At 65.5% G+C, this 25,632-nt stretch carries 21 protein-coding genes; 14 read left to right on the forward strand and 7 right to left on the reverse strand.

Annotation, left to right across the window (positions count from 1 at the left end; translation table 11 throughout):
- Positions 1 to 204: 204 nt before the first annotated feature.
- Together CLU88_RS21855 and CLU88_RS21860 are read right to left on the reverse strand one after the other, a co-directional pair.
- Positions 205 to 1,503, reverse strand: coding sequence for a tryptophan--tRNA ligase (locus CLU88_RS21855; protein WP_099658404.1), 1,299 nt, complete (start codon positions 1,501 to 1,503; stop codon positions 205 to 207).
- 66 nt (positions 1,504 to 1,569) lie between these two features.
- Positions 1,570 to 2,241 carry a site-2 protease family protein gene (locus CLU88_RS21860; RefSeq protein WP_099658405.1) on the reverse strand — a complete coding sequence of 224 codons (672 nt, stop codon included), beginning with the start codon at positions 2,239 to 2,241 and terminating at the stop codon, positions 1,570 to 1,572.
- Positions 2,242 to 2,482: 241 nt separating this feature from the next.
- Between CLU88_RS21860 and CLU88_RS21865 the strand changes: the two genes are divergently transcribed.
- Positions 2,483 to 3,679 carry a methyl-accepting chemotaxis protein gene (locus CLU88_RS21865; RefSeq protein WP_099659071.1) on the forward strand — a complete coding sequence of 399 codons (1,197 nt, stop codon included), beginning with the start codon at positions 2,483 to 2,485 and terminating at the stop codon, positions 3,677 to 3,679.
- Positions 3,680 to 3,727: 48 nt separating this feature from the next.
- On the opposite strand, the gene CLU88_RS21870 is transcribed toward CLU88_RS21865, so the two are convergent.
- Both CLU88_RS21870 and CLU88_RS21875 read right to left on the reverse strand, forming a co-directional pair.
- A complete protein-coding gene (locus CLU88_RS21870) occupies positions 3,728 to 4,363 on the reverse strand; it encodes an L-threonylcarbamoyladenylate synthase (RefSeq protein WP_099658406.1) in 636 nt (211 codons plus the stop codon).
- 21 nt (positions 4,364 to 4,384) lie between these two features.
- The gene (locus CLU88_RS21875; protein WP_099658407.1) at positions 4,385 to 5,248 is read right to left on the reverse strand and encodes a 3',5'-nucleoside bisphosphate phosphatase; all 864 of its coding nucleotides are present in this window, start codon (positions 5,246 to 5,248) and stop codon (positions 4,385 to 4,387) included.
- Between the two features lie 168 nt (positions 5,249 to 5,416).
- Between CLU88_RS21875 and CLU88_RS21880 the strand changes: the two genes are divergently transcribed.
- On the forward strand, positions 5,417 to 7,177 hold the full coding sequence (locus CLU88_RS21880; protein WP_099658408.1) for a methyl-accepting chemotaxis protein: 1,761 nt from the start codon (positions 5,417 to 5,419) through the stop codon (positions 7,175 to 7,177).
- Between the two features lie 187 nt (positions 7,178 to 7,364).
- Here CLU88_RS21880 and recJ read toward each other — a convergent pair whose 3' ends face one another.
- Together recJ and CLU88_RS21890 are read right to left on the reverse strand one after the other, a co-directional pair.
- On the reverse strand, positions 7,365 to 9,089 hold the full coding sequence (gene recJ, locus CLU88_RS21885; protein ID WP_099658409.1) for a single-stranded-DNA-specific exonuclease RecJ: 1,725 nt from the start codon (positions 9,087 to 9,089) through the stop codon (positions 7,365 to 7,367).
- Positions 9,086 to 10,048 (reverse strand): phosphoglycerate mutase, encoded by a 963-nt coding sequence (locus CLU88_RS21890; RefSeq protein ID WP_099659072.1) that lies wholly within the window; start codon positions 10,046 to 10,048, stop codon positions 9,086 to 9,088. The genes recJ and CLU88_RS21890 overlap by 4 nt, the downstream gene beginning before the upstream one ends.
- Positions 10,049 to 10,160: 112 nt before the next feature.
- On the opposite strand from CLU88_RS21890, the gene CLU88_RS21895 reads away from it, so the two are divergent.
- The 11 genes from CLU88_RS21895 to CLU88_RS21945 all read left to right on the forward strand — a co-directional run bounded on the left by CLU88_RS21895 (position 10,161) and on the right by CLU88_RS21945 (position 23,994).
- Positions 10,161 to 11,414: a lipoprotein-releasing ABC transporter permease subunit gene (locus CLU88_RS21895; protein ID WP_099658410.1), complete on the forward strand. Its 1,254-nt coding sequence runs from the start codon at positions 10,161 to 10,163 to the stop codon at positions 11,412 to 11,414.
- The gene (gene lolD / locus CLU88_RS21900) at positions 11,407 to 12,159 is read left to right on the forward strand and encodes a lipoprotein-releasing ABC transporter ATP-binding protein LolD (protein WP_199173489.1); all 753 of its coding nucleotides are present in this window, start codon (positions 11,407 to 11,409) and stop codon (positions 12,157 to 12,159) included. The genes CLU88_RS21895 and lolD overlap by 8 nt, the downstream gene beginning before the upstream one ends.
- Before the next feature lie 251 nt (positions 12,160 to 12,410).
- The gene (locus CLU88_RS21905) at positions 12,411 to 14,966 is read left to right on the forward strand and encodes a PAS domain S-box protein (RefSeq protein ID WP_158235626.1); all 2,556 of its coding nucleotides are present in this window, start codon (positions 12,411 to 12,413) and stop codon (positions 14,964 to 14,966) included.
- Between the two features lie 24 nt (positions 14,967 to 14,990).
- Positions 14,991 to 15,827: a TatD family hydrolase gene (locus CLU88_RS21910; protein WP_099658412.1), complete on the forward strand. Its 837-nt coding sequence runs from the start codon at positions 14,991 to 14,993 to the stop codon at positions 15,825 to 15,827.
- Positions 15,828 to 15,938: 111 nt separating this feature from the next.
- Complete coding sequence (locus tag CLU88_RS21915; protein ID WP_099659074.1) at positions 15,939 to 16,568, forward strand: DNA-deoxyinosine glycosylase; 630 nt, start codon at positions 15,939 to 15,941, stop codon at positions 16,566 to 16,568.
- 4 nt (positions 16,569 to 16,572) lie between these two features.
- Positions 16,573 to 17,337, forward strand: a complete 765-nt coding sequence (locus CLU88_RS21920; RefSeq protein WP_099658413.1) for a spermidine synthase — start codon at positions 16,573 to 16,575, stop codon at positions 17,335 to 17,337.
- Positions 17,338 to 17,434: 97 nt separating this feature from the next.
- A complete protein-coding gene (locus tag CLU88_RS21925; protein WP_099658414.1) occupies positions 17,435 to 19,228 on the forward strand; it encodes a GspE/PulE family protein in 1,794 nt (597 codons plus the stop codon).
- A 142-nt stretch (positions 19,229 to 19,370) separates the two neighbouring features.
- On the forward strand, positions 19,371 to 19,859 hold the full coding sequence (locus CLU88_RS21930) for a tripartite tricarboxylate transporter TctB family protein (protein WP_099658415.1): 489 nt from the start codon (positions 19,371 to 19,373) through the stop codon (positions 19,857 to 19,859).
- Between the two features lie 15 nt (positions 19,860 to 19,874).
- Entirely contained in the window at positions 19,875 to 21,386 is a 1,512-nt protein-coding gene (locus tag CLU88_RS21935) for a tripartite tricarboxylate transporter permease (protein WP_099658416.1), read from the forward strand.
- 149 nt (positions 21,387 to 21,535) lie between these two features.
- Positions 21,536 to 22,831, forward strand: a complete 1,296-nt coding sequence (locus CLU88_RS21940) for a DUF3422 family protein (protein ID WP_099658417.1) — start codon at positions 21,536 to 21,538, stop codon at positions 22,829 to 22,831.
- Between the two features lie 221 nt (positions 22,832 to 23,052).
- Complete coding sequence (locus CLU88_RS21945; RefSeq protein WP_099658418.1) at positions 23,053 to 23,994, forward strand: DMT family transporter; 942 nt, start codon at positions 23,053 to 23,055, stop codon at positions 23,992 to 23,994.
- A 44-nt stretch (positions 23,995 to 24,038) separates the two neighbouring features.
- Here CLU88_RS21945 and CLU88_RS21950 read toward each other — a convergent pair whose 3' ends face one another.
- Positions 24,039 to 24,722 (reverse strand): SH3 domain-containing protein, encoded by a 684-nt coding sequence (locus tag CLU88_RS21950; protein WP_099658419.1) that lies wholly within the window; start codon positions 24,720 to 24,722, stop codon positions 24,039 to 24,041.
- A 62-nt stretch (positions 24,723 to 24,784) separates the two neighbouring features.
- Between CLU88_RS21950 and CLU88_RS21955 the strand changes: the two genes are divergently transcribed.
- Complete coding sequence (locus CLU88_RS21955) at positions 24,785 to 25,612, forward strand: SDR family oxidoreductase (RefSeq protein WP_099658420.1); 828 nt, start codon at positions 24,785 to 24,787, stop codon at positions 25,610 to 25,612.
- The last annotated feature ends 20 nt before the right edge of the window (positions 25,613 to 25,632 follow it).

The raw sequence follows: 25,632 nt of genomic DNA on the forward strand, positions 1-25,632 counted from the left end.
GGGCCTCAAGACGTAAGGGCCAGTGTAAGGCAAGGCGTTTGCGGTGTGCCTGACCCTGGACCTTGCAGTTGCGCGACGAGCGTTGGTCGTGCTTGCAGATACGTTGGGGCTTGATGAAAAATAGCTTCTAGCGCTTGATTGGTAAGCGCTAGAAGCTATTGATTTGATAGCGTTTGGGATGGGCGGTGCTGTCGCCGCCACGCCTCAGGCGGCGTTGGCCTCTGCCAGGGCTTGCAGCGCGGCGCGCACGTCGGCCGGGTCCACACCGGCCACCGCAGGCAGCTTGGCGGCCAGGGTGCTCAGCGCGTCAGGCTGGCTTTGCAGCTGTGCAATCGCCTGGCCTGCTTCCTTGGGGGCATCAAAGCCCGTGCTTTGCAGCAGCAGGCGCCCGTCGGCGGCCAGCAGCTTGAAGTAGAACTTGCCATCGGCCTCGCGGTATTGCTTGAACGAGGGCAGCGCCACTTTGGCTGCCTTGGTGGCTTTGGCGGTGCTGGCTTGCGACAGGCTGCGCAGGCCCACGGCCGAGCGCAGCTCTTTGATGAAAGGCGTGGCCAGGGCGCGGGCGCGTTCGGCGCCGGCCAGCAGGGTTTGCTCAATGCGCGCGGGGTCGTTGATCAGCGCGTCGTACTGCTCGCGCATGGGGGCAATCACTTGGTCCACGCGCTCCAGCAGCAGTTGCTTGGCGTCGCCCCAGGCAATGCCGTCGGCGTAGGCGCGGCGCAGGGCCTCGGTTTCTTCGGCGCTGGCAAAGGCCTGGTAGATCTGGAACAGGGCGGAGCCTTCGGTGTCCTTGGGCTCACCGGGCGCGCGCGAGTCGGTCAGCAGGCTGCCGATGAGCTTCTTGAGCTGCTCGCGCGACGAGAACAGCGGGATGGTGTTGTTGTAGCTCTTGCTCATCTTGCGGCCGTCCAGCCCTGGCAGGGTGGCCACGTTGTCGTCGATGACGGCTTCGGGCAGCACAAAGTGCTCGCCGTACAGGTGGTTGAAGCTGCTGGCCATGTCGCGCGCCATTTCAATGTGCTGCACCTGGTCGCGCCCCACGGGCACCTTGTGGGCCTTGAACATGAGGATGTCTGCACCCATGAGCACGGGGTACATGAACAGCCCGGCGGTCACGCCGTCGTCGGCTTCACGGCCGGCTTCGGTGTTCTTGTCTTGCGAGGCCTTGTAGGCATGCGCCCGGTTGAGCAAGCCCTTGCCCGTCACGCAGCTGAGCATCCAGTTCAACTCGGGGATTTCAGGGATGTCGGACTGGCGGTAGAAGGTGACGTGTTCGGGGTTCAGGCCCGCAGCCAGCCAGCTGGCCGCAATCTCCAGCGTAGAGCGCTGGATGCGCACGGGGTCCTCGCACTTGATGAGCGCGTGGTAGTCGGCCAGAAAGTAAAAGCTCTGTACGCCGGGACGCAGGCTGGCTTGCACCGAGGGGCGGATGGAGCCCACAAAGTTGCCCAGGTGGGGCGTGCCTGTGGTGGTGATGCCGGTCAGAAAACGGGTAGTGCTCATGGAGGGAAAAACGGGGTCAAAAAGGACAATGGGGTCTGGCGGTGGGGCCCGGTGTGGTCCGCGCGCTCAGCGCAGCAACGCGTTGAGCGGCGACAGCACCAGGGCTTTGATCAGGTTCAGGCCCATGGTCATGAGGGGGGTCATCCAGAACTGCGAGACGATCTGGAAATAGACCAGGGCCATGACGATGAAAAAGCCGTAGGGCTCCACCCGCGATACCGCTTGCGCGGCCTTCCAGGGCAGCAGACCAACCAGGATGCGCCCGCCATCAAGAGGCGGCAGCGGAAACAGGTTGAAGGCCCACATCGACAGGTTGACCAGCACGCCTGCGCGGGCCATGCCGATGAAAAATTCTTCCTCAACGCCCACACCAGCCAGCACTGCCCACAGGGCCGCCCAGGCCACGGCCTGCGCAAAGTTGGACGCGGGGCCCGCCAGGGCCACCCAGATCATGTCGCGCTTGGGGTTGCGCAAGGCGCCCACATTCACCGGCACAGGCCGGGCGTAGCCAAACACAAAAGCCCCTGAGGTTGCGAAGAGCAGCAGCAGCGGCATCAGGATGGTGCCGACCGGGTCGATGTGCTTGATGGGGTTGAGGGTGATGCGCCCCAGCATGTACGCCGTGTTGTCGCCAAAGTGGCGCGCTGCGTAGCCGTGGGCCGCCTCGTGCACTGTGATGGCAAGCAGCACGGGCAGGGCGTAGATCAGGATGGTTTGGATGAGATTGGAGGTGTCCACGCGAAGATTGTCTCAGAAGGTGCCCGCGTCTCTGGCGTGCCCTGGCCTGCAGGCTTGTGTGAGCCCGGGGCTTTGCTCGCCACGGCGGCACGCTGTAGATTGTCTCGGATGTGCGACGACGGTCGGTGCTCGCCAGCGCCAGACCGCGTTCGTGGGTACGATGCCGCAACACACTGCGGTGCCACCGCTGGCGTTTGCCAGCCGCGCGCACCGCAAAAAACCAAAGGACGGAGACAAAGACATGGGATTGGATCGACTGCGGATTGGAACGCTGCTGCTGTTGGGTTTTGGAACGGTGGCTTTGCTGGTGGCGGTGTTGGTGGGCGTGGTGTGGCTGGGCATGGGGCAGGCGGAAGACGCCTACCGCACGGCGGTGGCCTCGGTGACGGGGCTGGAGCAAGCGCAAAAGCTGCCCCTGTTGCGGGCCGCTGACCAGGCCCATGGCCTGCTGCAAAACATGCGGGTGTGGCTGGTGGTGCTGGGCCTGGCAGTGTGTGTGGTGGCTGTGGTGGCGTTTGGCGTGCTGCGCAGCGCCATCGTGTCTCCGCTCAAGCAGGCCTTGCTGATTGCCGAGACCGTGGCAGCGGGGGATTTGAGCCAGGAGTTTTCGTCCGACCTGCATGGCGACTTTGGGCGTTTGCTCACGGCGCTCGGGTCCATGGAAGACACGCTGACCGAGCTGGTCACGGGCATCAAACAGTCTTCCGACTCCATCTCGGACGCCACCGGCGAAATTGACTCAGGCAACAGCGACCTGGCCCGGCGCACCCAGGACCAGGTGGCCTCCTTGGCCGATACGGCGGCCAGCATGTCGCAGTTGACGGTGACGGTGCGCGAAAACGCCGACCGCGCCCGTTCGGCCAGCACCCTGGCCGTGAACGCGTCGCACATTGCCGAGCGCGGCGGCGCCGTGGTGGGTGATGTGGTGCAGACCATGGACGCCATCAGCAGCAGCTCGCGCAAGATCGTGGACATCATCCAGGTGATCGAGGGCATCGCGTTCCAGACCAACATCCTGGCCCTGAATGCGGCGGTGGAGGCCGCGCGGGCAGGGGAGCAAGGGCGCGGCTTTGCCGTGGTGGCCAGCGAAGTGCGCAGCTTGGCCCAGCGCAGTGCTGTGGCCGCGCGCGAGATCAAGACGCTGATCAGTCAGTCGGTGGATCAGGTGGAAAACGGCTCCGGGCTGGTGGGCAAGGCGGGCGAGACCATGCAAGAGATCGTGCAGGCCGTGGGCCAGGTCACCACACTGCTGGGCGATATCTCGGGCGCGCTGCACGCGCAGACGGCGGGCATTGAGCATGTGAACCAGGCCGTGGCCCACATGGATGGCGCCACCCAGCAAAACGCGGCCTTGGTGGAGCAGGCGGCCAGCGCGGCCTCGGGCCTGGCGGGGCGGGCTCAGGAACTGCAGCGCGCGGTGGGCGCGTTCAAGCTGTAATCCGTGGGGGCGGGGCGGCAGGTGCGATGCCTGCCGCTGCCCGCGCTCTCAAAGCCCCAGGGCTTGCAGGCTGCCCCGGCCTTCGCGCACCACTTCGGGGTCGCCGCCGGTGCCCATGGGGGTCAGGTCGATCACGGTGGTGGGCTCCAGCGGGCAGGCACCTGCGTCCACGATGGCGTCCAGCACCTTTTCGTAGCGTTCGCGGATCTGCTCAGGGTCGTTCAGGGGCTCGCTCTCGCCCGCCGGGATGAAGGTGGTGGCCAGCAGCGGCGCGTCATGCAGCTCCAGCAGCAATTGCAGGCCCTTGCGGTCGGGCACGCGCAGGCCAATCGTTTTGCGTGAGGGGTGGCTCACCCGGCGGGGCACTTCCTTGGTGGCTTCCAGGATGAAGGTGTAAGGCCCCGGCGTGCCCAGCTTGAGCAGCCGGTACTGGCGGTTGTCCACCCGTGCATAGTTGGCCAGCTCAGACAGGTCGCGGCACAGCAGCGTCAGGTGGTGCTTGTCATCCACCTGGCGAATGCGGCGCAGGCGGTCCACGGCGTCCTTGTCGTCCAGGTGGCACACCAGGGCGTAGCTGGAGTCGGTGGGCACGGCCACAATGCCGCCTTTTTGCAGCAACGCGGCAGCCTGCTTGAGCAGGCGGGGCTGTGGGTTGTCGGGGTGAACTTCGAAGTATTGGGCCATGGCTTGGGTGTTCTGGGGCCCTCAGGCGGCGGGCCGCACGCGGTGGGCCAGCGTTTCCCAGACGGGCGTGAGGTGGCCCGGCAGCAGGGGCAGGGCGCCCAGGTCGGTGTGGGATTCGTCGGGGCTGTGGAAGTCGCTGCCGCGCGAGGCGGCCAGACCGAATTCCTGCGCCATGTCGGCATAGGTCAGGTATTCGGCGGCGCTGTGGCTGCCTGTGACCACCTCTACCCCCTTGCCGCCATGGGCCTTGAATTCGGAAAACAGCGCGTATTCCTCGGTGGCGGTGAACTTGTAGCGCGCGGGGTGCGCAATCACCGCCACGCCGCCAGCCTCGGTGATCCAGCGCACGGCATCGCCCAGGGTGGCCCAGCGGTGGGGCACGTAGCCGGGTTTGCCATCGATCAGGTACTTGCGAAACACCTCGGCCGTGTCGCGGCAGACCTTGGTTTCGACCAGAAAGCGTGCAAAGTGGGTGCGCGAGATGAGTTCGGGGTTGCCCACAAACTGCAGCGCGCCTTCGTAGGCGCCTGCAATGCCCACCTGGGCCAATTGCGCCGCCATCTCCTGGGCGCGCTGGCCGCGTCCACCGCGTGTGGCGGCCAGCCCCTGGGCCAGGGCGGTGTTGTCGGGGTCAAACCCCAGGCCCACGATGTGCACCGTGGTGTCCGCAAAGGTGACAGAGATTTCGGTGCCTGTCAGATACGCTAGACCTTGGCTGTGCGCTGCAGCGGCCGCGCGGTGTTGGCCGCCAATTTCGTCGTGGTCGGTCAGGGCCCACAGCTCGACGCCATTGGCTTTGGCGCGGGCTGCGAGGTCTTCGGGCGTCAAAGTCCCGTCGGACACCACGGAGTGGCAGTGCAGATCAGCGTTGAGGTAGGTAGTCACGGTTTCATTCTACGGGTTTGCCCCAGACCACGAGGGTGGGATAGCTTCTATTATTTTGAATAAAATAAAACAAATGATAAATGTGATGCATCATGCCTCACTCTCGTTGCCTGGTGCCTGTGTGCAGCCCCAAGCCGTCTCTTTTTCTCAGCCCACCCACAAAAAATCATGAAATTCAACGACCTGCGTGTAGCCCACAAGATGTGGAGCGTGATCCTCGGTCTCTTGCTGCTGATGTTGGCGGCCGCTGTGAGCATCCAGCTGTACAGCCGCAGCGTGACCGACAAGACCGAGGCCCTGGTGGAGCGGTACGAAAGCGCCATCACCACGGCGGTGAGCTGGCGTGGCTTGGCGGAGCTGGCGGTGACGATGTCGATGTCCGGCTTCGTCACCACCGACGCCAAGCTCAAAGAAGATTTTGACGCCCGGGTGCCAGCGCTCACCGCCCGCATCACGCCGGTGCAGGAAAAGATCAACAAGTCGGCCATCTCGGACGCTGACAAGGCCGCGCTGGCCGCTGTGGCGGCTGCGCGTGCCGACGTGCGCGGCCAGGGCGACAAGATCAAAGAGCTGGTCGAGGCGGGGGACCCGGCAGCCAAGCAGAAATTCCTGGAGACCGTCTACCGCCCCAAGATTGCGCTGTACCTGGAGTCCATCGACAAGTTCGTGGCGCTGCAAGAGCGCCAGCGCGACGAGGCAGTGCAAGCGGCCAAGGCTGCCAGCACGAAGATGGTGTGGGTGGCTGGCGCCGTGGTGTTGGTTTTGATTTTGCTGGGCATGGGCTTGGCGGCCTTGCTGGTGCGCTCTGTCACGGGCCCGCTGCACCGTGCGGTAGACACCGCCAACGCCATCGCCGCAGGCGACCTCACGCGCGAGCTGCAATCCACCCGCAAAGACGAACTCGGCCAGATGCTGCGTGCCCTCTCGGACATGTCTGCGCGCCTGCGCGGCGTGGTGAGCGAAGTGCGCCAGGGCGTGGACTCCGTCTCCAGCGCCTCGGTGCAGATCGCCAACGGCAACCACGACCTCTCGGCCCGCACCGAGCAAACCGCTGCCAACCTGGAAGAAACCGCATCGAGCATGGAAGAGCTCACAGCCACCGTCACCCAATCGGCCGACACCGCCCGCCAGGCCAACCAGCTCGCAGGCACCGCCGCCCAGGCGGCAGCCCGCGGCGGAGAAGTGGTGGGCCAGGTGGTCACCAGCATGCAGCAGATCACCGAAAGCAGCCGCAAGATCAGCGACATCATCGGCGTGATCGACGGCATCGCCTTCCAGACCAACATCCTGGCGCTGAACGCCGCCGTGGAAGCTGCCCGCGCAGGTGAGCAAGGCCGAGGCTTTGCCGTGGTGGCCAGCGAAGTACGCAGCCTGGCCGGGCGCAGCGCCGAAGCCGCCAAGGAAATCAAAACCCTCATCGGCAAATCGGTCGAAAACGTTGAAAGCGGCTCCGAACAAGTCACCCAGGCAGGCAAAAGCATGGACGAAATCGTCGCCAGCGTGCGCCGCGTGAGCGACCTCATTGGAGAAATCACCGCATCGTCCACCGAACAACGCGACGGCATCGGCCAAGTCAACCAGGCCGTGGCCAACCTGGACCAGATGACCCAGCAAAACGCCGCCTTGGTAGAAGAATCCACCGCAGCCGCTGCCTCCATGCGCGACCAGGCGCAGCGGCTGGCCGAAGTGGTGAGCGTCTTCAACGTGGGCGCCAGCCCCCGCGCGAGCGCGCCTGCCCCGGCCCCCCGACCCACCCCTGCCCAGCGCTTTGCCCCGGCCCCTGCCCGGGCTGCAGTGGCGGGCAGCAAGGCGGCGCCAGCGGCCAAGCTCACCAGCAGTGCCAAGGCGCCCGCCCCGGCCAAGGCCCCGGCGCCTGCGGCAGCGGCAGCGGCAGCCAAGGGCAATGACGATGAGTGGGAGAGCTTCTGAGGCAGTGCGAGGGCAAGGGGTTGCTATTGAAGTAATAGCTTCTAGCGCTTGTAAATAAAGCGCTAGAGGGTCATTTGGTTTGAGGTTTTACTTTGCTTGCCAATGAAAAAACCCTGGAAGGGCGACGCTGCCCTTCCAGGGTTTTTGTTTGATGCACTCCACAGGGGGCGCGGCCTTGCGCATTCCTTCAGAGCTGCGCTCCTTCCACTAGAAACTGCACCTTGCGCTCCCCCTTCCACTCGTTCACGTCGAGGCGGAAGGCCAGCAGCACCCGCGCAGGCAGTTGCTCGGTGTGGCCGAACCAGATGGCGTCCACCGGGTTGCCCTGGTGGATGAGCTTGAGTGAGAGATGGTTCTTGCCCTCGCCCACCAGGCGCTGGCTTAGCACCTGCACCTCTTCGCTGAAGGTGGGGGGCAAAAAGCCCTGGCCCCACACCTCGCGGTGCAGGGTGTCCACGATGTCGGCGCGGCAGTATTCGGGGGCGAGGGGTCCGTCGGTTTCGATCTTGCGGGTGAGGGTGGCGGCGTCCAGCCATTCTTGCGCCACCTGGGCCAGGCCTTGCTCAAACACCTCGAAGTGCTCTTCGGCCACCGTGCAGCCTGCGGCCATGGCGTGGCCGCCGAACTTGAGGAGGACGCCGGGGTGGCGCTTGGCCACCAGGTCCAGCGCGTCGCGCAGGTGAAAGCCGGGGATGGAGCGGCCCGAGCCCTTGAGTTCGTGCTCTTTGCCCGGCGCGCTGCTGGCAGCAAACACGAAGGTGGGGCGGTGCAGCTTGTCCTTGATGCGGCTGGCCACGATGCCCACCACGCCTTCGTGGAAGTCGGGGTCGAACACGCTGATGGCCGGGGGCGGTTCTTCGTCTTCCTGGAACAGGCTCTCGGCCATCAGCATGGCCTGGTCGCGCATGCCGCTTTCAATATCTCGGCGCTCGCGGTTGATGCCGTCCAGTGTGGCGGCCAGCTCGGCGGCGCGGCCGGTTTCGTCGGTCAGCAGGCATTCAATGCCCAGCGTCATGTCGGCCAGGCGCCCTGCGGCGTTGATGCGTGGGCCCAAGGCAAAGCCAAAGTCGAACGTGGTGGCGGCAGGCGCCTTGCGGCCTGCGGCGGTGAACAGCGCGGCCACACCGGCAGGCATCTGGCCCATGCGAATGCGTTTGAGGCCCTGGGCGACCAGGCGGCGGTTGTTGGCATCGAGCTTGACCACGTCGGCCACCGTGCCCAGTGCCACCAGCGTGAGCAGCGGGTCGAGCTTGGGTTGCGTGGCGGCGTCGAAGACTCCGCGTGCGCGCAGCTCCGCACGCAGGGCCAGCAGCACGTAAAACATCACGCCCACCCCGGCCATGGACTTGCTCTCGAACGTGCAGCCGGGCTGGTTGGGGTTGACGATGGCATCGGCCGCAGGCAGCGCGGGGCCAGGCAGGTGGTGGTCGGTCACCAGCACCTGCAGGCCCAGGGCCTTGGCCTCGGCCACGCCTTCCACGCTGGCGATGCCGTTGTCCACGGTGATGAGCACATCGGCCCCGCGCTCGGCCACGCGGCGAGCGATGGGGGGGGTGAGGCCGTAGCCGTCGGTCACACGGTCGGGCACGAGGTAGTCCACGTTTTTTGCGCCCAGCATGCGCAGGCCGCGCACGCCCACGGCGCAGGCGGTGGCGCCGTCGCAGTCGTAGTCGGCCACGATGACCAGGCGCAGGTTCTGCGCCATGGCGTCGGCCAGCAGGCGGGCGGCGGCGTCAATGCCCTTCAGGCCTTTTTCTCCGCTGGGGGGCAGCAGGCGGGCCAGGCCGTCGTCCAGCTCGTCTTTGCTGTGCACGCCGCGCGCGGCGTACAGGCGCGCCAGCAGGGGGTGCACGCCCGCTTGCTCCAGTGCCCAGGCGGCGCGGGGGGGGATGTCTCTTGCTATTATTTTCATAGCTTTTCGCGCACGTCTTTCAGGCGCTGGGGGCTTAAAAGGCTTTGAATTTTTTGCAGCAGGCTGCGGGGCGCGGTGTGAAAGCTCTGCACGCCACGGTCGCCGCACAGGGTCAGGCGCACGGGGCGGCCTTGCTCGGCCTGCTGGCGCAGTTGGGCCAGGGGGCCTGCGTCCAGCGCTTGCCAGGCTGCGGCCCAGGCGCGCCAGTCTTCGCCCAGGGCCGCGGTTTGCAGGGAGGCGTCAATGTTTGGCGCGGCCGTTGCGGCGGGGGGGCTGGGCAGCTGGCCTGCGCCGTGCACCCAGAAGGAATTGACGGTGGGCAGGCCCTGGCTGCTGCGCTCGTCGTTGAAGGAGTGGGTGTAGAGCAGCATCTGCATCTCGCTGAACAGGCGCTGCAGGGTGCGGGTGGCTTGTTTGTCGGTGCCCTGGGGCATCCAGGTGCGCACGTCGCGGCACAGCACGCGCTCCAGCGATGCGGTGGCCAGGCCCTGCAGGGGCGCGCCCTGGGCCAGCCAGCGGGTGGGCTGGTCGTAGGTGAGGGCGATGCCGTCTTCGGCAAACCAGGGCGCCACGATGCCCAGCAGCGCGCGCGAGGCGGTTTCGTCCAGCGCCAGTTGGGCGGGGTCACCCAGGGTGACATGGTTGGTGCTGACCTGCCACTGGCAGGGGGTGATGAACGCCCAGGCGGTGCTGTCGGCGCCCAGGCCCTGCTGCACCCGGTGCCAGGCGGCCCAAGGGATGCGGCCGTCTTCGGTGGGCAGGCCCAGGCTGTGGGCCAGGGCCACTTCGGCGGGGCTGGAGTAGCTGTTTTCGTCGCCCCAGTGGGCGCGGGCGGTGTCGGGGGTGAGGCGGGCGAGCAGGGCGGCCAGATGGGGCAGCGCCAGGCTGTCCAGGGTTTGCTGGGCTCCATCGGCGGTGCTGGCCGCGCAGGGGATGAGCAAATGGTGGGGGTCTGACAGGTGCATAGGTGCCGGTATTGTCCGGGATGCCACAATCCGCGTCGCCCACATCTCCCCACATTCCCCATGTCGCCCAGTTCGGGCGCCGTGGCGGGCGAAATTTCAGGTGACTATGCAACTTCCTTACGAACTGGCCTTGGGCTGGCGCTACACGCGCGCTGGCCGCGCCACGCGGCGCAATGGCTTTATCTCGTTCATCTCGGGCGTGTCCATGCTGGGCATTGCGCTGGGGGTGGCGGCGCTCATCATCGTGCTGAGCGTGATGAACGGCTTTCAAAAAGAGGTGCGCGACCGCATGCTGAGCGTGGTCTCGCACATCGAGATTTTTGCGCCCCACGGCGCAGCGCTGCCCGACCCTGCCCGCACGCTGGCCGAGGCGCAGCAAAACCCTGCCGTCATCGGCGCAGCCCCCTTTGTGGCCGCACAGGCGCTGCTGGCGCGTGGTGAGGACATGAAGGGCACGTTGGTGCGCGGCATTGACCCGGACAAGGAAGGCGCCGTGACTGACCTGGCTGCCACGAATGCCGACGTGCTCAAGCAACTGGTGCCGGGCGCGTTCCATGTGGTGCTGGGGCGTGAGCTGGCCCGTTCGCTGGGTGCGCGTGTGGGCGATGCCGTCACGCTGATCGCCCCGGCCGGGCAGGTCACGCCTGCGGGCGTGGTGCCCCGCCTCAAGCAGATGACGGTGGTGGGCACGTTCGATTCGGGCCACTACGAGTACGACTCGGCCCTGGTCATGCTGCACCACGAAGACGCCCAGCGCATCTTCCGCCTCGAAGGCCCCACGGGCGTGCGCCTGAAGCTCAAGGACCTGCACCAAGCCCGCGAGGTGGCGCAGCAGCTGGTGGGCAGCCTGAGTGGCGACCTGCTGATCCGCGACTGGACGCAGCAAAACCGCACCTGGTTTGCCGCCGTGCAGCTCGAAAAACGCATGATGTTCATCATCCTCACGCTGATCGTGGCGGTGGCCGCGTTCAACCTGGTGAGCACGCTGGTGATGACGGTGACGGACAAGCGCGCGGACATCGCCATCCTGCGCACGCTGGGTGCCAGCCCCAAAAGCATCATGGGCATCTTTGTGGTGCAGGGCGCCATGGTGGGCGTGATCGGCACCTGCGTGGGCCTGCTGCTGGGCCTGGGTATTGCCGCCAACATCGATGTGATCGTCCCGGCCATTGAGCGGGCGCTGAACGCCAGCTTCCTGCCCAAGGACATTTACCTCATCAGCAAGATGCCCAGCGAGCCGCAGGCCAGCGACATCGTGCCCATCGGCGTCATTTCTTTGGTGCTGGCCTTTGTGGCCACGCTGTACCCCAGCTGGCGCGCCAGCCGTGTCAATCCCGCAGAGGCACTCCGCTATGAATAATGTAGCTGCTCGCGCTTATTCAGAGGGCGCTACAGGCCAAAGTGGCCAAAATTCTCTGAGTGGTGAGGTGGTGCTCGAAGCCAAGGGCCTGACCAAGCGCTTCACCGAAGGCCGCCTGGATGTCACGGTGCTGCACGGTGTGGACCTGCAGATCCGTGCGGGCGAAGCGTTGGCCATCGTCGGCGCTTCGGGCTCGGGCAAGAGCACGCTGCTGCACTTGCTGGGCGGGCTGGATGCGCCCACGGCAGGCTCGGTGCGGCTCAAGGGCTCGGAGTTGTCCACCCTCTCGCCCGAGCGGCAGGGCCAGTTGCGCAACCAGCACCTGGGTTTTATCTACCAGTTCCACCACCTGCTGCCGGAGTTCAGCGCGCTCGACAACGTGGCCATGCCGCTGCGCATTCGCCGCCTGCCGCTGGCGCAGTGCCACGCCGAGGCGGCGCGCGTGCTCACCGCCGTGGGCTTGAAGGATCGCCTGCAGCACCGCCCGGCCGAGCTGTCCGGCGGCGAGCGCCAGCGCGTGGCCATCGCCCGCGCCCTGGTCACCCGCCCCGCCTGCGTGCTGGCCGATGAGCCCACCGGCAACCTGGACCGCAACACCGCCGATGGCGTGTTTGACCTGATGCTGCAACTGGCCCGCGACCAAGGCACGGCGTTTGTGATGGTGACGCACGACGAATCGCTGGCGGCGCGCTGCCACCGGGTGGTGCGCCTGGTGCAAGGGCGGTTGTCCGAATCCTCTGCGTAAAAGCGGTTGACGGTCCCCTGCGGGATCGTCAACAGGCTCTTGGCTATAGGCGTCCGTGATTAGGCGCCCGTGGCTTTGTGCCTACGGGCGCCTCTCATTTTGGGCTCGCGCTAGGCAGCCCGGCCGTATTTGGGTTGTTTTGTTACAGAACGTGTGCAAAATGAGGCATCTGCTGGCGCAGCCCCCCGCGCGCCAAGCCGCCGCCCAGCACCGGGCATGCAGGAGGGAAAGGGTTACCGATGGAGGGTTCCTTGCCAAGCCAGACCCAGGACCAGACCGAGAACCGGGAAGAGGCCCGGCGGCTGGCCGCATTGCGCGACCTGATGGTGTTGGACTCCCCGCCCGAACCCCTGTTTGATTCCATCACCCATATGGCCGCCGAGGTGTGCGGTGTGCCCATAGCGCTGATCAGTCTGGTGGACGAGCGCCGCCAATGGTTCAAGGCCAATGTGGGACTGCGGGGCTTGAGCGAAACGGCGCGTGAAGTCGCGTTGTGTGACCACACCATTCGCAGCGCTGAGCTGCTGGAGGTGGAAGACACCACGCAAGACCAGCGTTTTGCCCGCAACCCCCTGGTGGTGGATGGGCCCCATATCCGCTTTTACGCTGGCGCCCCGTTGCATGCCCCGGGTGGCGAGCGGGTGGGCACGCTGTGCGTGATCGACCGGCAGGTGCGCCAGCTCAGCGCCCAGCAGCGCGCCAGCCTGCAGTCGCTGTCGCAACTGGCCTCGCAGGCGCTGGCCATGCGCCGTGATCTGCTCACCCGGGCCTTCAGCGTGCGCCACGATTACGAGAAGGCCCTGTCTGAGAGCGAGGCCCGCTACCGGACCATGGTGGAGGGGCAGGGCGAGATGGTGTCCTTGTCCTGGCCCGACGGTGAAATTTTTTATGCGAACCCCGCCTACGCCAGGCTTTCAGGCCTAGAGGGCCAAAGCGTGGTCGGCCGCAATCTCTACGATTTCGTGCTGCCCGCAGACCGCGAGGTCTTGCGCCAGCGGCTGGCCGAGCTGTTTCGCACAGGCCAGTCCTGCGTTGGCGAAGACCGCATCGTGTATGCGGCCCAGGATGGGGGGGAGCGCTGGGTCTCCTGGATCAACAGCCTGCTGCACGACCCCCAGGGGCGGCCCTACCTGCATTCGGTGGGGCGAGATATCTCCGCCCAAAAAGAAGCCGCCCGTGCCTTGCGGGCCAGCGAGCAGTTGCTGGCCCGCATCGGCAACGTGGCGGGCGTGGGCGGGTGGGAGCGCGATTTGGTCACTGGCCATTCGGCCTGGACGGTGCAGATGCAGCGCATCCACGAAACCGAGCCGGGCGTGGTGCCCGCCATGCGGGATGCCCTGGATTTTTACGAGCCCCATGCCCGCCCATTGATCCACAAGGCGGTGGAGCGCGCCGTCCAGACCGGCGAGCCGTGGGACCTGGAGCTGCCCGCCGTCACCGCCAAGGGCAAGCGCCTGTGGCTGCGCTCGTTTGGCGAGGCAGAGCGGCGCGACGGCGTCACCGTGCGCCTGGTGGGGGCGGTGCAAGACATTACCCAGCGTGTGCAGGCCGAGCGTGCACGGCGCATGCTGTCCGACATCATCGAGAGCACGTCGGACTTTGTGGTGCAGGCCTCGGTGCAGGGTGAAATCACCTACCTCAACCCCGCTGCAAGGGCCCTGCTGGGGTTGGCGCCCGAGGTGCCTGCGTCCAGCGTGCAGCTCTCCCAACTGCTGCCGCCCGACATGCTGCAGCTGCATGCCGAGGTGGTGGTGCCCGAGGTGCAGCGCAACAGCCTGTGGACGGGCGAGATCACGGTGTGCGGCGCAGGCGGGCGCCTGCTGCCGGTGAGCCACATGGTGATCGGGCACCGTGACCTGCAGGGCAAGCTGGAGCACTTGTCCGGGGTGATGCGCGACATCTCGCACGCCGAGCAGGCCCGCCAGGAGCTGCTGCGCCAGACCAACACCTTGCGCTCGGTGACCGAGGTGGTGCCTGCCCAAGTGGCCGTGGTGGGCTCCGATTTGCGATACCGCTTCATCAACAGCGCCTTTGAGCGCTGGCATGGCAAGCGGCGCGACGAGGTGGTGGGCCATTTGCTGCAAGAGGTGCTGGGCGAGGCCGAGCACCAGCGCAGCCTGCCCATGGTGCAGCGCGTGTTGGCGGGAGAGACGGTCACCTTTGAAAAAGACTATGCGCACCGCGCGCCTGCGAGCCACCTGTCCATCCACTACATGCCCCTGCGCACCGAGTCGGGCGAGGTCGATGGTTTTGTGGCCATGGCCCAGGACATTACCGAGCACCGCCAAGAAGCCGGGCGGCTGCTGGCCCTGTCGCAGCGCGACCCTCTCACGGGCCTGCTCAACCGTGCCGGGCTGGACGCCTACATGCAGCGTAGCCTGGCCCAGGGCGGCGGTGCCAGCATGGCGTTGCTGTACATCGACCTGGACTGTTTTAAGCCCGTGAACGACACCTACGGCCACCCTGTGGGGGATGAGCTGCTCAAGCTGTTTGCCCAGCGCCTGCGCTCGCTGGTGCGCCCGCGCGACGCGGTGGCCCGCCTGGGCGGCGATGAGTTTGCCGTGGTGCTGGAGCAGGTGCGCGAGCTGGACCACGCCCGCACCGTGGCCGCCAAAATCGTGGAGGCGGCCCAGGCGCCTTTCGAGCTGCAGGCTGCCACCGTCTTTGTGGGCGCCAGCGTGGGGCTGGCGTTTGGTGTGGACCCCGCCAAAGGCGCCACAGACCTGATCGCCCGTGCCGACGCCAAGCTCTACCTGGCCAAGCGCAACGGGCGCGGGCGCTTCGAGGGGCCGCCCGGGGAGGCGTGAGCGCCCTTGGGGCATCATGCCGCCATGACTTTCTGGATAGACACCCACGCCCACCTGGACGCCCCCGAGCTGGCGCACGACGCAGACGCGGTGCGCCAGCACGCCGCGCAGGCCGGAGTGGCGCACTGCGTGCTGCCCGCCGTGGAGCGCAGCAACTGGGACACCGTGCGCCTGCTGGCCCACCGGCATGGTGACAGCTACGCCCTGGGCATTCACCCCCTGTACACCGGCCGCGCGCAGGACGAAGACCTGCAGCACTTGGCCGAGGCCCTGCAGCAGCACCGCAGCGACCCGCGTTTGGTGGCGGTGGGCGAGATCGGGCTCGACTTCTTTGTGCAGGGGCTGGACAACGTGCGCCAGCAGCGCTTTTACCGCGCGCAACTGGTGCTGGCGCGGCAACTGGATCTGCCGGTGATTCTGCATGTGCGCCGCTCGGCCGACTTGTTGCTCAAAGCACTGCGCGAGGTGAAGGTGCGCGGGGGCATCGCGCACGCCTTCAATGGCAGCTTGCAGCAGGCACAGACTTTCATTGATCTGGGCTTCAAGCTGGGGTTTGGCGGCGCCGTGACGTACGACCGGGCCCTGCAGCTGCGCCGCCTGGCGGCCGAGTTGCCATTGGACAGCCTGGTGATGGAGACCGATGCCCCCGACATCCCGCCCCACTGGCTGTACGCCACCGCTGCGCAGCGCGCACAGGGCCAGGCCCAAGGGCGCAACACCCCCGCCGAGCTGCCCCGCATTGCGCAGGTGGTGGCCCAGCTGCGCGGCATGGCGCTGCCAGAGCTGGCGCAGGCGACCACCGCCAACGCCTGTGCCGCCTTGCCGGGGCTGTCTTCAGTTTTTAATAAAAAATGGCCCTAGCGCTTTGCCTATAAGCGCTGGCAGCTACGGTTTTGGTAGCGTTTCAAGAGCGGACACCGGCGGGATACATTCCAGATACGTGAGCGCATCACAATGCCGGGCATGAAAAAGATGGAGGGCGGTGTGCCCGTGAAAGCCCCCAAATCCCCAGGTTTCGCCGACCTCCCCCCATCCCTCGCAGCCGCCCCCTCGTTGGCGGCCCCAGGCGCGCCCACCCGGCTGGTGGGGTTGCCGCCGGTGGTGTCGGGCCGCACGGTGGTGTTGATACTGGGCAGCTTCCCAGGGGCTGCGTCGCTCAAGGCGCAGCAGTATTACGGCCACCCGCAAAACCACTTTTGGCGCATTTTGCAAAGCCTGTGGCCCCAGCACCCGCTGCCGCCTGCGGGGCCGCAGCACTATGCACAGCGCTGTGCCTGGCTGCTGGAGCGTCGCCTGGGCGTGTGGGATGTGTACGCGAGCTGCGAGCGCGAGGGCAGCCTGGACACCAGCATCCGCCGCGCCGTGGTCAATGATTTTGCGCAGTTGCTGCGCGAATGCCCCGCGCTGCGCGCCATCGCCCACAATGGCGGGGAAAGCTTCAAGCACAGTGCGGCGGTGCGCCAGCAGTGGGCGGGTGTGCATGCCGATGCCCAGGTGCAGTCGGCCCTTCTGCCCTCTACCAGCCCGGCCAACGCCTCTTGGAGCTTTGAACGTAAACAGACCGCGTGGGCCCAGTTGATGGCCGCGCACGGATTGCTTTGAACCCATGACCCGCAAAAAAAATACCCTCCCCGAGCTGCCAGAAGTCAGCGTCTCTGACGATGGCGAAGTGCGCCACCTGCACCTGGGCACGCCCTGGATCCAGGGCTCCATGCGTGTGGACGACCCCTTTGTGCTCGAGCTGGAATATGTGCAGCGCATGATGGCTTGGTTGCTGTTTGTTGAGCCCACCTCTGTTACCAAGCGCCACGCCATGCAGCTGGGCCTGGGGGCCGGGGCCATCACCAAGTTCTGCCACAAAAAGCTGCGCCTGTGCGCCACCGCCATCGAGCTAAACCCCCAGGTGTTGGCGGTGTGCCGCCAGTGGTTCAAGCTGCCGCCCGATGGTGCCAAGCTGCGTGTGGTGCTGGCCGATGCCGCCGAGGAAATCAAGAACCCCATGTGGCTGGGCACGGTGGACGCACTGGCGGTGGACCTGTACGACCACGAGGCCGCAGCCCCGGTACTCGACAGCCCAGACTTTTACGCTGACTGCCGCGCGCTGCTGTCGGACGATGGCTGCATGACGGTGAACCTGTTCGGCCGCTCGTCGAGCTATGAGCGCAGCCTTAAAAGCATGGCCAGCGCGTTTGGCGAAGACGCGCTGTGGGCCTTCAAGCCCACCCGCGAGGGCAACACCGTGGTGCTGGCACAGCGCACCCCCTCGCGCCCCAAGCGTGCCGAGCTGATGGCGCGGGCCGAGGTGGTGCAAGAGCGCTGGGGCCTGCCTGCCACCAAGTGGGTGCGCGTGTTCAAGCCCGTTGCGGCATAGCGGGCCGGATGGGGCTGGTGGTCCCTGGGCCTTTTTGATTTCTCAGGTTTTCTCTCGGTCTCTTCTGGTCTCTTTTGGTCTTTTCTAGGTTTTTGCCATGTCCCCTCACACTGCGACCGCTGCACGTACTACTGCCACTTCTTTTTCAGGCCCGCTGGTCTGGCGCAAGGTGGTGGACTGGCTGAGCGCGGACGGTGTGATATCTGCCGAAGAAGCGCAGCGCACCATTGCCCGCTGCTCGCAGGCCGAGAGTGCGCAAAACCCGCTGGTGCGCCTGGCCAACGTGGCCATGGCCCGGGCCAGCGATGGCCGGCCACTCGATATCGAGGCCCTGACCGAATACCTGGCCAAGCGCGCGGGCCTGCCCTACCTGCGCATTGACCCGCTGAAGGTGGATGTGGGCCGCGTGGCCGACACCATGAGCGCCTCATACGCCGAGCGCCACAAGGTGCTGCCCGTGCAGGTGACGCCCAAGGAGGTGGTGGTGGCCACGGCCGAGCCCTTCATCACCGATTGGGTGGGCGAGGTCGAGCGCCAGTCGCGCCGCACGGTGCGCCGCGTGGTGGCCAACCCGCAAGACATCCACCGCTTCACGGCCGAGTTTTTTGCGCTCGCCAAGTCCGTGCGTTCTGCCCAAAAGGCGGGTGGCGCCAATGCGGGCAGCAGCTTTGAGCAACTGGTGGAGCTGGGCAAGACCAACAAGCAGCTCGATGCCAACGACCAGGGCGTGGTCAAGGTGGTGGACTGGCTGTGGCAGTACGCCTTTGACCAGCGCGCCAGCGACATCCACCTGGAGCCCCGGCGCGAGCAGGGCGTGATCCGGTTTCGCATCGACGGTGTGCTGCACCCTGTCTACCAGATGCCCATGGGTGTGCACAACGCCATGGTCTCGCGCATCAAGCTGCTGGGCCGCATCGACGTGGTGGAAAAGCGCCGCCCGCAGGACGGCCGCATCAAGACCCGCAACCCGCGCGGCGAAGAGGTGGAAATGCGCTTGTCCACGCTGCCCACGGCGTTTGGCGAGAAGATGGTGATGCGGATTTTTGACCCCGACAACGCCGTCAAAGACCTGGATGCGCTGGGCTTTTCGCTGCACGATGCGCAGCGCTGGGAAGGCTTGGTCAAGCGCCCGCACGGCATCATTTTGGTGACGGGGCCCACGGGCTCGGGCAAGACGACCACGCTGTATTCCACGCTCAAGCGTGTGGCCACCGAAGAGGTCAATGTGAGCACGGTGGAAGACCCGATCGAAATGATCGAGCCCAGCTTCAACCAGACGCAGGTGCAGCCTCAGCTCGACTTCAATTTTGCCGAGGGCCTGCGCGCCCTCATGCGGCAGGACCCCGACATCATCATGGTGGGCGAAATCCGCGATCTGGAAACCGCGGAGATGGCGATCCAGGCGGCGCTGACGGGGCACTTGGTGTTCTCGACCCTGCACACCAACGACGCTCCGAGCGCCATCACGCGGATGATGGAATTGGGTGTGCCCTCGTACCTCATCAACGCCACGCTGCTGGGCGTGCTGGCCCAGCGGCTGGTGCGCACCTTTTGCAAGCACTGCAAGCAGCCTGACGAGGCAGCCCAGCGCGAGACGCTGGCCGATGTGGTCAAGCCCTGGAAGCTCAACGGTGCCTACCAGCCTTACAAGGCCGTGGGCTGCGTGGACTGCCGCATGACGGGCTTTCAGGGGCGAATGGGGCTGTATGAGCTGCTCACGGTGACGGAGACGCTCAAGGACAAGATCAACCAGGCCCCTTCCATCGAAGCGCTGCGCCGCCAGGCAGTGCAAGACGGCATGCGCCCGCTGCGCTTGGCTGGGGCGCTGCGTGTGGCCGAGGGCGTGACTTCGCTGGACGAGGTGATCGCGGCCACACCGCCGCTTGAATAGCGCATTGCAAGGGTCGGGGTTTTCCCGGGGTGTGTCCCCTCTCCCATAGGGGCGTTACCGAATGTAGGTGGAATCCACATCGAGTCGCTGGACCCTGGCCACCACAATCGGCCGATCCGAATTTCCTGAAGGGGACACACTCGTGAATATCAAGAGTCAGAAAGACTTTTTTTCCGGCCTCATGTTTATGGGCGTCGGGACAGCGTTTGCGTGGGGAGCGACCACGTACAACATCGGCAATGGAGCCCGCATGGGCCCCGGCTATTTCCCGCTGATCCTGGGTATCTTGCTGGCCATCATCGGCTTGGTGATCACCTTCAAGGCGACCACCGTGGAGACCGCCGATGGCGACAAGATCGGTAAGTGGGCCTGGAAGCCGCTGTTCTTCATCCTGGCGGCCAACTTTGCGTTCGGCATCTTGCTCGGCGGCCTGCCCAGCATCGGTGTGCCCGCTATGGGCCTGATCGTTGGCATCTACGCCTTGACCTTCATTGCCAGCCTGGCGGGCAATGAGTTCAATGCCAAGGCCGTGTTTGTGCTGGCCACCGTGTTGGCGGCTGGCAGCTATGTGGCTTTCGTGTGGGCGCTGAAGTTGCAGTTCCCGGTGTGGCCTAGTTTCATTTCGGGTTAAGGCAGGAGCACCTCCATGGACTTGATTAACAACTTGGCGCTCGGCTTCGGCGTCGCCTTTACGTTCCAGAACCTCGTTTACTGCTTTATCGGCTGCCTGTTGGGTACGCTGATTGGTGTGTTGCCAGGCATTGGCCCTGTGGCCACCATCGCCATGCTGCTGCCCGCCACTTACGCGCTGCCCCCTGTGGCTGCGTTGATCATGCTGGCCGGTATTTACTACGGCGCGCAATACGGTGGTTCGACCACCGCCATCTTGGTGAACTTGCCTGGCGAGTCTTCGTCGGTGGTGACGGTGATCGATGGCTATCAGATGGCGCGCAAGGGCCGAGCGGGTCCTGCATTGGCGGCTGCGGGCCTGGGCTCGTTCTTCGCTGGTTGCGTGGGCACGCTGATCCTGGCGGCCTTCGCTCCTCCGCTGACCGAAGTGGCCTTCAAGTTCGGCCCTGCCGAATACTTCTCGCTGATGGTGCTGGGCCTGATTGGCGCCGTGGTGCTGGCCTCGGGCTCGCTGCTCAAGGCTGTGGCCATGATCGTGCTGGGTCTGCTGCTGGGTTTGGTGGGTACTGACGTGAACTCGGGTGTGGCCCGTTTCAGCTTCGACATCCCTGAACTGACCGACGGCATTGGCTTCGTGACCATCGCCATGGGCGTGTTTGGTTACGGCGAAATCATTGCCAACCTGTCGCGCCCTGATGAAGACCGCGAAGTGTTCACAGCTAAGGTGGAAGGCCTGTTCCCCACCAAGGAAGACTTCAAGAACATGGTGCCTGCCGTGCTGCGCGGTACGTTGCTGGGCTCTGCTCTGGGTATCTTGCCCGGCGGCGGTGCGTTGCTGGCCGCGTTTGCTGCCTACACGCTCGAAAAGAAGACCAAGCTGCGTCCTGGCGAAGTGCCTTTCGGCCAAGGCAACATCCGTGGTGTGGCCTCGCCTGAGTCTGCCAACAACGCGGGTTCGCAAACCTCGTTCATTCCACTGCTGACCCTGGGTATCCCCCCCAACGCCGTGATGGCGCTGATGGTGGGTGCGATGACCATCCACAACATCCAGCCTGGTCCCCAGGTGATGACCAGCAACCCAGAACTGTTCTGGGGCCTGATCGCTTCGATGTGGATCGGCAACGCCATGCTCGTGATCTTGAACCTGCCGCTGATCGGCATCTGGATCAAGCTGCTCACAGTGCCTTACCGCTGGTTGTTCCCCTCCATCGTGCTGTTCTGCGCGGTGGGTGTGTACTCCACCAACAACAACACGTTTGACGTGTGGATGGTGGGCGCGTTTGGCTTGATTGGCTACATCTTCCACAAGCTGGGTACCGAGCCTGCACCTTTGCTGCTGGGCTTCATTCTGGGCCCGATGATGGAAGAAAACCTGCGCCGTGCGCTGCTGCTGTCGCGTGGTGACTGGAGCGTGTTTGTCACGCGTCCGCTGTCGGCCGGTTTGTTGGCAGCTGCTCTGCTGCTGCTGATCATCGTGCTGCTGCCTGCCGTGAAGAACAAGCGCGAAGAAGCCTTCGTCGAGGAATAAGCCAGTGGGGCGGGGCAAAGGCCCGCGCCCCTTTGGACTTGCGCCCTACCAAAACAACGGCACCTTCGGGTGCCGTTGTTTTTTGTCGTTCAATCCCAGGTCGTTCAAGGGGCTCGATACACAATGGTGGCCAGCCTTCAGGGATTTCCATGCCACCCACGATCCGCCCCACGCAGCACCCGCACCGGGTTTTGCTGCACAACGAAATCCACGCCCGCCCGCCAGAGGCCATGTCTTCGCCCCTGGCCATCGCCCATGTCGTGATGCTGGCCGATGCCGCAGAACGAGAGGCCAGCCGGGCGCATGTGGCCGCGCTGCTCAGAGACCACCATCTGGCCCTGCCCGATGCAGACACCACCCACTTGCGCATGGACCTGGGGGCCTTTCGCATTCGCTGGGAACTGCACACCGAGTTTGTCTCCTGGACCTTCATGGTGCCCACGGCCATGGACGCGTTTGGAGAGCGCGAGCCCGTGAGTGCGACGACGGCGGTGCCGCGTGAGTGGCTGGCCGCTTTGCCGGGGCAGTGCCTTTGTAGTTTGAATTTGTGGGCATTACCTACGCACCAGTTTGGGTCCGGCACGCTCGTCAAGCATGTGCTGCACGAAGACACGCTAGTGGCATCGACCGTGGCCGATGGGCACGGTGAGGTGTACACCGACTTCGCCATCCATGCCGATGGTTTTTCGCGCATGGTGCTGCTGGCCGGGGGCATGACACCCCGCCGCCTGGGCCGCCTGGTTCAGCGCCTGCTGGAAATTGAAACCTACCGCATGGCCGCGCTGCTGGGCCTGCCTGCTGCGCGCGAGGCTTCTTCTGTACTGGCCTTTGCCGAGCGCGAGCTGGCCGAGCTGGCCAACGCCATCCGCACGGCCAACCGCGACGATGAGCCCGCGCTGCTGGACCGCCTGACCCGGCTGGCCGGGCAGGTGGAGAGCCAGTACGCGGCCACGCATTCCCGCTTCTCGGCCAGCAGCGCTTACTTTGAATTGGTGGACAAGCGCATCCAGGACATTGCCGAGTCGCGCCTGGCAGGCATGCAGACCATCGGCGAGTTCATGGACCGGCGCCTGACCCCTGCGCGCAGCACCTGTGAGTGGGCCGCGCGCCGCCAGGATGCGCTGTCGCAGCGGGTCTCTCGCATGAGCAATCTGCTGCGCACCCGGGTCGAGATCGAGCAGCAGCAAAGCAGCCAGGCCTTGCTGGCCACCATGAACCAGCGGCAGGATTTGCAGCTCAAGCTGCAGTCCACGGTGGAAGGCCTGTCGGTGGCTGCCATCACCTACTACATCGTGGGCTTGGTGTCTTACCTGGCCAAAGGCGGCAAGGCGCTGGGCTGGCCGCTGTCGCCAGAATCCACTGCGGCCGTCGCCATCCCTGTGGTGGCCTTGGGGGTTTGGTGGTCGCTGCGGCGCTTGCACCACCGGCTGTTCCGCAAGCACTGAGGTTTTACGGGGCTGCTTGCCCTGTGGGCTCCTGTGAGGCTGCCCGAGGTGTGCGCCTTGCAGGCATCTTGTGCGGCGTGGTCCGCCACCCTCAGTGCCGATGCCCGTCAGGCTCGGGGCCGTGCCACACTGGCACGTGCCGGTGCTGTTTGAGATGCACCCAGCGCGGGCCGATTCGTCGGCCGTTGCTTACCCCGTCGCTTGCTCCTTTGCCTGAAAGAATGCCCGTGTCCAATCCCTCCTCCGCATCGCCAGCCAAACCTCCTGCCTCTGGCTTGGCGGTGGGTCTTGCGCTGGCGTTGCTGGGCTCCATCGCCTTCAGCGCCAAGGCCATCATCGTCAAGTTGGCCTACCGGCATGGGGTGGATGCGGTCACGCTCATCATGTACCGCATGCTGTTTGCGCTGCCCATCTTTGCCACCATGGCCTGGTGGGCCAGTCGGGGCAAGCCGCCGTTGTCGCGCAAGGATGTGTGGGGTGTGCTGGGGCTGGGCGTGACGGGGTACTACCTGGCCAGCTTTCTGGATTTTGCCGGGCTGGTCTACATCACGGCCAGCCTGGAGCGGCTGATTCTCTATCTCAACCCCACCTTGGTGGTGCTGCTGGGCTGGGCGCTGTACGGCAAGCGCATCCATTGGGGGCAGGCGGTGGGCATGCTCATCAGCTACTGCGGGGTGGTGCTGGTCTTTGGGCTGGAGGCCCAATCGCAGGGCGGGCAGGCGGCGTGGGGGGCGTTGCTGGTGTTTCTCAGCGCTGTGAGCTATGCCGTTTACCTTGTGTACAGCGGAGAGATGGTCCAGCGCATCGGCGCATTGCGCCTGGTCGGGCTCGCCACCACCGTGGCGTGCATCTGCTGTCTGGTTCAGTTTGTGGTGCTGCGGCCGCTCAGTGCCGCCATCGTGGCCCCGCAGGTGCTGTGGTTGTCGGTGCTCAATGCCACGCTGTGCACGGCCGCGCCAGTGCTCATGGTGATGATGGCCATTGAGCGCATTGGGGCCGGTATGGCGGCGCAGGCGGGCATGGTGGGGCCCCTGTCCACCATCTTCATGGGCATTTGGATCTTGGGGGAGCCCTTCACGCTGTGGTTGGCAGTGGGCACCTGCCTGGTGGTGGCAGGGATCTTTGTGTTCACCCGCCTGGCGCGCAAGGCGGTGGGAGGCTAGCCAGGAGCCCGCAGCGCGGGCCCCTGCTTTTTTGGGGGGCTGCCTTACTTGTTGTTGCCCCAGCTGTTGGCACCACCATTGTTGTTGCTGTTGTTGCCCATGCCCCAGTTGTTATTGTTGCCCGACGAATAGGTCGACAGGCCCGGGGCCGCAGGGGCTTGTGGGTTGTTGCTGGGAGGGCGCTGGTAGGCCGATGCCTTGTTGCCATTGCCCGTGTTGGCGTTGCGTGCCCCTTGCTGTCCCTTGGTAGGGGCGGGGGTCTCTTCGCCCATGTCGTCATCTTCCCCGTCCTGCGACTGGTGGGCTCCGGCGGGGGCCTGTGCGCCTTTGCCATTCCCCCAGCCCCGCGTGCCGGCGGTGCTGGTGGGGGTGGTGGTGCTGGTGCCGCCCCGGCCCAGCACGCCGCCCAGGGTGCGCATGTTGCCGGTGCTGGCGTTGTTGTTGCCCGATGGGGCTGCTGAGTTGGCGGCCCCCATGTCGAAGTTGTGCACCCAGCCGCTGGCGCCCTCAGGGGTTTGCACCTTGACCCACGGGCCATTGCGCTCGGAAGTCCGCGTGACCTGCGTGTTGGCGGGGATGGAGCCCAGACTGGGGGCGTTGTCTGCGGGGGATTCGCGCAGTTCCGTCGAGCGTTTGACCACGGCAGTCTGCGCGTGCGCCGTGCCAAAGGGGATCGCAACAGTCAAAGCCAAGCCGCTGGCAAGGGCTAGGTGGTTCAGCCAGTTCATGGTGGATGCCTCAATTTATGATGCTTTGGAATCAAGCATCAACATTCAAACCGGAGATTGTTATGGATTTGGGAATTGCGGGCAAATGGGCGCTGGTGTGTGGCGCCAGCAAAGGCTTGGGGTTGGGGTGCGCGCAGGCCTTGGTGCGCGAGGGTGTGAACGTGGTGATCAACGCTCGCAACGCCGATGTGCTGGCTCAGTCTGCTACAAAATTGATAGCTGACAGCGCCATTCAGATCAGCGCTGGAGGGCTGAAACACCCGCAACCTGTGGTGCTCGCCGTCGCGGCCGACATCACCATGGCGCAGGGTCGCGAGGCGGTGTTTGCCGCAGCAGGCGGGCCGGGGCGCGACTTTGACATCGTGGTCACCAATGCGGGTGGGCCGCCTCCTGGGGACTTCCGCGACTGGGACCGGGATGCCTGGATCAAAGCGGTGGATGCCAATATGCTCACGCCCATTGAGCTGATCAAGGCCACTGTGGATGGCATGGCGGCGCGCGGTTTTGGTCGGGTGATCAACATCACCTCCAGCGCGGTGAAGGCGCCGATTGACGTGTTGGGTTTGTCCAACGGTGCGCGCAGCGGCCTCACGGGCTTTGTGGCGGGTGTGGCCCGCAGCAAGCTGGCTGCGCAGGGTGTCACCATCAACAACCTGCTGCCCGGCAAGTTCGATACCGACCGGCTCGCCGCCACCATTGGCGCGGCTGCGGCCAAGACGGGCAAGGCACTGGATGAAATCCGCGCGTCGCAGCAGGCGCAGATTCCCGCCGGGCGGTATGGCACGCCTGAGGAGTTCGGGGCCATTTGCGCTTTTTTGTGCAGCGTGCATGCTGCCTACATGACGGGCCAGAATGTGCTGGCCGATGGCGGCGCTTACCCAGGGGCTTGAGCCCGGTCAAGTCGTGCACC

Origin of the sequence: Acidovorax sp. 56 (assembly GCF_002749705.1) — a bacterium.
In the GTDB taxonomy this organism is placed as follows: domain Bacteria; phylum Pseudomonadota; class Gammaproteobacteria; order Burkholderiales; family Burkholderiaceae_C; genus Acidovorax.

What these genes read in the sequence shown, in the direction of transcription:
- CLU88_RS21945 (WP_099658418.1), top strand. Translation starts at nt 23,053, where the DNA reads ATGCCCGTGTCCAATCCCTCCTCCGCATCGCCAGCCAAACCTCCTGCC.
- CLU88_RS21865 (WP_099659071.1), top strand. Translation starts at nt 2,483, where the DNA reads ATGGGATTGGATCGACTGCGGATTGGAACGCTGCTGCTGTTGGGTTTT.
- lolD (WP_199173489.1), top strand. Translation starts at nt 11,407, where the DNA reads ATGAATAATGTAGCTGCTCGCGCTTATTCAGAGGGCGCTACAGGCCAA.
- CLU88_RS21895 (WP_099658410.1), top strand. Translation starts at nt 10,161, where the DNA reads ATGCAACTTCCTTACGAACTGGCCTTGGGCTGGCGCTACACGCGCGCT.
- CLU88_RS21855 (WP_099658404.1), bottom strand. Translation starts at nt 1,503, where the DNA reads ATGAGCACTACCCGTTTTCTGACCGGCATCACCACCACAGGCACGCCC.
- CLU88_RS21940 (WP_099658417.1), top strand. Translation starts at nt 21,536, where the DNA reads ATGCCACCCACGATCCGCCCCACGCAGCACCCGCACCGGGTTTTGCTG.
- CLU88_RS21920 (WP_099658413.1), top strand. Translation starts at nt 16,573, where the DNA reads ATGACCCGCAAAAAAAATACCCTCCCCGAGCTGCCAGAAGTCAGCGTC.
- CLU88_RS21950 (WP_099658419.1), bottom strand. Translation starts at nt 24,722, where the DNA reads ATGAACTGGCTGAACCACCTAGCCCTTGCCAGCGGCTTGGCTTTGACT.
- CLU88_RS21880 (WP_099658408.1), top strand. Translation starts at nt 5,417, where the DNA reads ATGAAATTCAACGACCTGCGTGTAGCCCACAAGATGTGGAGCGTGATC.
- CLU88_RS21870 (WP_099658406.1), bottom strand. Translation starts at nt 4,363, where the DNA reads ATGGCCCAATACTTCGAAGTTCACCCCGACAACCCACAGCCCCGCCTG.
- CLU88_RS21935 (WP_099658416.1), top strand. Translation starts at nt 19,875, where the DNA reads ATGGACTTGATTAACAACTTGGCGCTCGGCTTCGGCGTCGCCTTTACG.
- CLU88_RS21925 (WP_099658414.1), top strand. Translation starts at nt 17,435, where the DNA reads ATGTCCCCTCACACTGCGACCGCTGCACGTACTACTGCCACTTCTTTT.
- recJ (WP_099658409.1), bottom strand. Translation starts at nt 9,089, where the DNA reads ATGAAAATAATAGCAAGAGACATCCCCCCCCGCGCCGCCTGGGCACTG.
- CLU88_RS21915 (WP_099659074.1), top strand. Translation starts at nt 15,939, where the DNA reads ATGGAGGGCGGTGTGCCCGTGAAAGCCCCCAAATCCCCAGGTTTCGCC.
- CLU88_RS21910 (WP_099658412.1), top strand. Translation starts at nt 14,991, where the DNA reads ATGACTTTCTGGATAGACACCCACGCCCACCTGGACGCCCCCGAGCTG.
- CLU88_RS21955 (WP_099658420.1), top strand. Translation starts at nt 24,785, where the DNA reads ATGGATTTGGGAATTGCGGGCAAATGGGCGCTGGTGTGTGGCGCCAGC.